Raw genomic sequence first — 4977 nt, 5'->3', positions numbered from 1 at the left:
TAACTAATAACCAATAACCAATAACCAATAACCAATAACCAATAACCAATAACTACTGACCCATAACTAACGGTACTTCTGTCAAGTGTAGAAACAAGATTCTGCTGCCAATAAAAATTAAAATTGCTCCGCCCAAAATCTCAATTTTATTTGCAAACAAGTTGCCGCACTTGTGACCGATAAATACGCCTGCAAAAGCTAACAAGAAAGTAATAAATCCGATCGCAGTCACCGCCGGAGCGATCGCATCTTTGAGAACAGCAAATCCAATCCCAACAGCCAGAGCATCGATGCTCGTCGCCACGGACAGCGTTATCAAAGTCCCCGTATCTAAGGGATTGAACTTTTTCTCGCATTCTTCAGTTTGCAGCGCTTCGTAAATCATTTTACCGCCAATGAAACTCAACAGCCCAAAAGCTATCCAATGGTCGATCGGTGTAATCCAAAAACTCAAAGTCAGACCTGCAAACCATCCGATTAATGGCATGACAGCTTGAAATCCTCCGAAAAATAAGGCAATTTTTAAAGCTTTATTGACCTTCATGTGTTTGATTGCTAAACCGCTAGAAACAGCAACAGCAAAAGCATCTGCTGCGAGTCCCAAGGAAAGGAAGACGGTAGTGGCTGCATCCATTTTTGTTAATTATGAGATTTTATAAGTTAAGTCTTCTGCTAGACTGTTTTAGTTTACACCAAACTTTGGTAAACTACAAATTTTTCATAATCAATTCATTTTGCAATCACATTTGTTTCACAATTGGCGCGTGTTGCAAAAAACGGCGCTTATCTGTATTATGTGAAAGACTATCGATCGAGTAGCAGAATTGAATACGCCCAAAAACGGCTACAAGTTTCCGACTCGTCAGGGTCGATCGCCAAATTTTTGACCAACGTTAAACATCCGAGATTGTGCAAGCAGTCATCTGTGGGATGAATCTAAAATCCCAAATCTAAAATCCCAAATCTAAAATCTAAAATCGACTGATGATGTCGCAATCTCGACCGTACCAGCCATTGCTGCTGAGATTACTGCACGGGCTTAATAGTGCGATCGCCCTGTTAGCAATTTTGAGCGCATTTCTTGTTTACAATACCTACGACGGGCGGTTCGGGAAAGTCCCCGTCCCTCGGATTGCAGACATTATCGGAATTCACGGCACTTTTGGTAAGCTGTTAATTTTAGGAGTGATGCCAGCTTTTGCATTGTACAGTTTCCATGCAGGTAAAAAACGCTTGGTGCAGCCGGATTCTTTGGCCCAACTAATTCAGTTGGGAAAACCAATTTGGTGGTACAGTTTGCACCGAATTGTGAATACTTTGATGTTGTTGGCGCTGACTTTTGCGATCGCCTCTGGGAGCATGGTTAAGGAGGAATGGCTGCCGGCTGGGGATTTGACGCAGACTTGGTATTACTTGCATTTAACGGGATGGGCGGTATTAGTATTGTGTTTGCTAATGCACTTGTTGATGAGTGCGAAGGTGGGAGGTTTGCCGCTAATTTTGTCAATGTTCGATCGCCAATACCGCCAGGAGGATTCGCCGGCTGCTTGGTGGCGGAAAATTCGCTATTAAGGTCGATCGCTCTTAATTAGACAATGAACAAAAATATCCTCTTAATTGTTGCAGAAATTTTGGTGATGGGAGGTTGGTTGTTTGCTTTACTCGCACCTTTACTATTTCCCTAAACGGGTGAATCTCAATTTGGAAACGGCTATAGCCCATACGAGTATATTTGCACTCATTGGATGCTCCCCCCTAAACAGACAAGTCGGCGAATACGGTTCAAACGATCGGCAATTCTACTATAAACTCAGCACCGCCTCCAGTTTGAGATTGACTTTGAGATTGCACAGGCGATTGAACTCTCAGGTTGCCGCCGTGCAATTCTACAACAATTTTATAGCAAACCAACAATCCCAATCCTGTAAAATCTTTCAAGGATTTAGTATTGTAAAAAGGCTCAAAAATTTTGTGTTGAATTTCCGGCGGAATTCGGCAGCCGTTGTGGGCGATCGATACGGCAATAAATCTGCCTTTTGAATACTCGACAATATCTGTTTTAATTGTAATAGTTCGCTGGATTTGGTCAATTTTGTCAACCGCATCAATCGCCTTGCTGAGGATATTTGCGAATACTTGACTCAGTTGATTGGGATAACACAAAATTGGCGGGAGGTTGCTGTACTCTTTGACTAATGATATGTTTGGCTCTAGCTTGTGAGCGAGTAAGACTAGAATAGTGTCGAGATTTTCGTGAAGGTTAGCGCGTTCTTTGTCGGCTTGGTCGGGAAGTGAAATGTTGCGCAAAGCTAGAACTATGTGGCGAATGCGATCGGTGCCTATTTTTAAAGACTTGACTATCTGCGGCAAGTCTTTGCTGATAAAATCTAAGTCAAACATCTCTATTTTTTGGGCAATAATCGGCAATGGTTCGGGATATTTTTTGCGGTAGAGGCTAATTATATCGAGCAAATCTTTAAGATAATCGTTGACATGAATCAAACTGCCGTACATAAAGTTAATTGGGTTGTTAATTTCCTGAGAAATTCCGGCAGCAAGCCGACCAACAATTATCATTTTTTCGCTTTGTACTAAATGCTCTTCGGTTCTTCTGAGCTTGGCTAATAGTTCTTCTATAAGTTTGAGTTCTTGTTGAATTTGTCCCTGGAGTTGCGATTGGGAAATTGCGATCGCCAGCGAGTCTGCAATTGTTTCCAAAACTTCCACTTCCTCAGGAGTCGCAAACGGCCTGTTTGCAGAGGCGAACAAATATCCCAGCCGATGAGTCTGAGTGAGCACCGGTACTGCTGCGTAGCGGCTGCTTGTGAGTTCGAGCTCTGTCACGCCTCCAGATGCTGGGGGATACTTGTCGGGGGCGCAGGTTTTATGTAGCAGTATGGTTTCGCATCGCCCCAGCCTTGCTGCTAAATCTCCCGAGGGCCCTCCCAGGGCCCCGAAGATTCCCAAACGCCCGGGTAAGCCTTCCCGACAATATTCCCAGCAAAATTCTAAAGTATCTAGTCGGGGATCGTACCAGCCGAAAATTGCTCGATCGAGGTTTAGTAAAGTACCGAGTTCTTCTACAGTTGTTTCTAGGATGCGATCGAGGTACAAGCAAGCGCGAATCCGGCCGGTCAAACGGTGGAGAAGGGCTTCTCTACGAGTGCGGATATTATTTACGGCCCACAATTTGAATGCGACAATTGCAGCCACCGTGGCGGAAGCGAAGAGTGCGGTGGCTGCTGCTGCTAATATATTTAAGGGGAGCAGTTCTTTTTCGATATTTTCGCTGGGAATTACCAGGGCGATCGACCATTGGGCTTGTTCTAAAGGAAGATAGGCTACATAAACTCTGGCGTCGTTGATTTGAGTTAACACAATGCCCGTTTTTTGATAAACCATCTCCCGCACTACATTCGCCAAATTAGTATCTGCCGACTCTAACAAACTGGGAGCTGGCTTGTCGATATTTCCCATTAACCGAGCGTCGGGATGGACAATCGGCACTCCTTGAGAATTGATCGCAAAAGCGTAGGTTCCGGCGCCGTATTCCAGATTTCCGATTACTTTGGTAATTCTCTCGATGCTAATGACGCCGTTCATTACTCCGATCGGCTTTTTGGCTGTTCGGAGTAATGAATTTGCCGAATTTGACCACACCGGAGCCGAAATGGGTACAATACTTTGTTGTTTGAGCGTGCGGGAAATGGTAGGATCTGAAACATAAACTTCCCCAGCCATTGCTTTTTTGAAATGTTGGCGATCGCTCACATTAATCAAGGCTCTACCGACTTTGGTAGTGAAATAAGAGCCATCGGGTTCAATTAATGCCAAATGCAGGAATTCTTGCAGTCGATTTACTTCCGACTTTAAATAAGGGTTAGCAACCGACCAATTCATGGTGCGAACCGGAGGAGTATTGGCAAGGGTTTCGAGCTCAGCCTTTCTCGTACCGAGCCACCGATCGATTTTGTTGCGGCGCTCCTTAACTTCTAATAAAGCATTTCGCTCTAAATTGTCGATCGTCAAGCGCCGAAGGTTTTGATAGCTGATACAAGCAGCGATGCTAGCTACTAAAATAGTTGCGACCAAAATGAACAGCCCAAGTTTGTAGCTCAGATTGTATCCGCCGTTAAATCTCGCTGGCAATATTCGAGTTAATTTCCGCCACTTCACTTTCGCAAAGCTTCCCATGGTTTGACCAATTTGTGAGATTGAAATTCTCAGCTCACCTGCGATGCACTCGCCGCCTGCTAGCAGTCAAAAACTACTAACATTCTCTAATTGCAGGGATTTTTGCATTTTTCCCGCGTGCCGCCGGCTCACTCCGTTAAACTGGAATCATATTGTACCATGTTTTTGGAAAATAAAAATAAATTATCAACAGTATAAGAGTTTTGCTAAGAGTGCTCAATCATCTTTGTAAATTAGGTAAGGTGCTGCTGGTGTACCCTAGGAAAAAAGCTGCGGCTTTGTCAACAGATTTTTTTTTGTTTGAATGGGAGCGAGCAACAGTAAAGCTTTCGGTGCTTTTAGTCGATTCCGAACAGGCTTGAGCGCGATCGTTTCCGGTGGATTTGGATAATAACAACTGTGTGTAGCGCGCAGGAAATTCTGCTCTGGGGGTGCCGATTTTTGTTTGTACTACACACCTCGTGCTTGCGGTTAATCTATGGGACACGCTATTAAATTCAACAACAACTTATCTATTTTTAACTTTTGTTTTACCTTTAAGTAAATCCAGGTAATTAAGCCTGAAATCCTGCGCTCAAGCTTGCTGTGTATATCTTTTTCCTTGTTCCTAAATCCTGCTACGGATCTGAACTTTATTTGGCGATAAGCTGTTCTGCATTTAAACTTTAGGTCAAAAAATAATTAAAGTCTTATGGGATGGCTTTGAGCAGCGTCCCGAATATGCAATTTATAGCAGTTGACAGTTGACAGTGGACAGTTGACAGTTGCATAACGAGAATCAAA

Annotated in this window: 3 protein-coding genes; 1 reads left to right on the top strand and 2 read right to left on the bottom strand. The window is 43.7% G+C overall.

Annotation, left to right across the window (positions count from 1 at the left end):
* Nucleotides 1-52: 52 nt before the first annotated feature.
* Nucleotides 53-634 (bottom strand): manganese efflux pump MntP, encoded by a 582-nt coding sequence (locus QT974_RS30875; protein WP_442933228.1) that lies wholly within the window; start codon nt 632-634, stop codon nt 53-55.
* Between the two features lie 350 nt (nt 635-984).
* Here QT974_RS30875 and QT974_RS30870 point away from each other — a divergent pair, with 350 nt between their 5' ends.
* Nucleotides 985-1572, top strand: coding sequence for a cytochrome b/b6 domain-containing protein (locus tag QT974_RS30870; RefSeq protein WP_442933227.1), 588 nt, complete (start codon nt 985-987; stop codon nt 1570-1572).
* Between the two features lie 210 nt (nt 1573-1782).
* On the opposite strand, the gene QT974_RS30865 is transcribed toward QT974_RS30870, so the two are convergent.
* Entirely contained in the window at nt 1783-4194 is a 2412-nt protein-coding gene (locus QT974_RS30865) for an ATP-binding protein (protein WP_333472188.1), read from the bottom strand.
* Nucleotides 4195-4977: the final 783 nt, after the last annotated feature.

Origin of the sequence: Microcoleus sp. BM001215392 (assembly GCF_036700185.1) — a bacterium.
GTDB lineage: Bacteria > Cyanobacteriota > Cyanobacteriia > Cyanobacteriales > Microcoleaceae > Microcoleus.
This window is presented reverse-complemented; position numbering and strand designations above follow the sequence as displayed.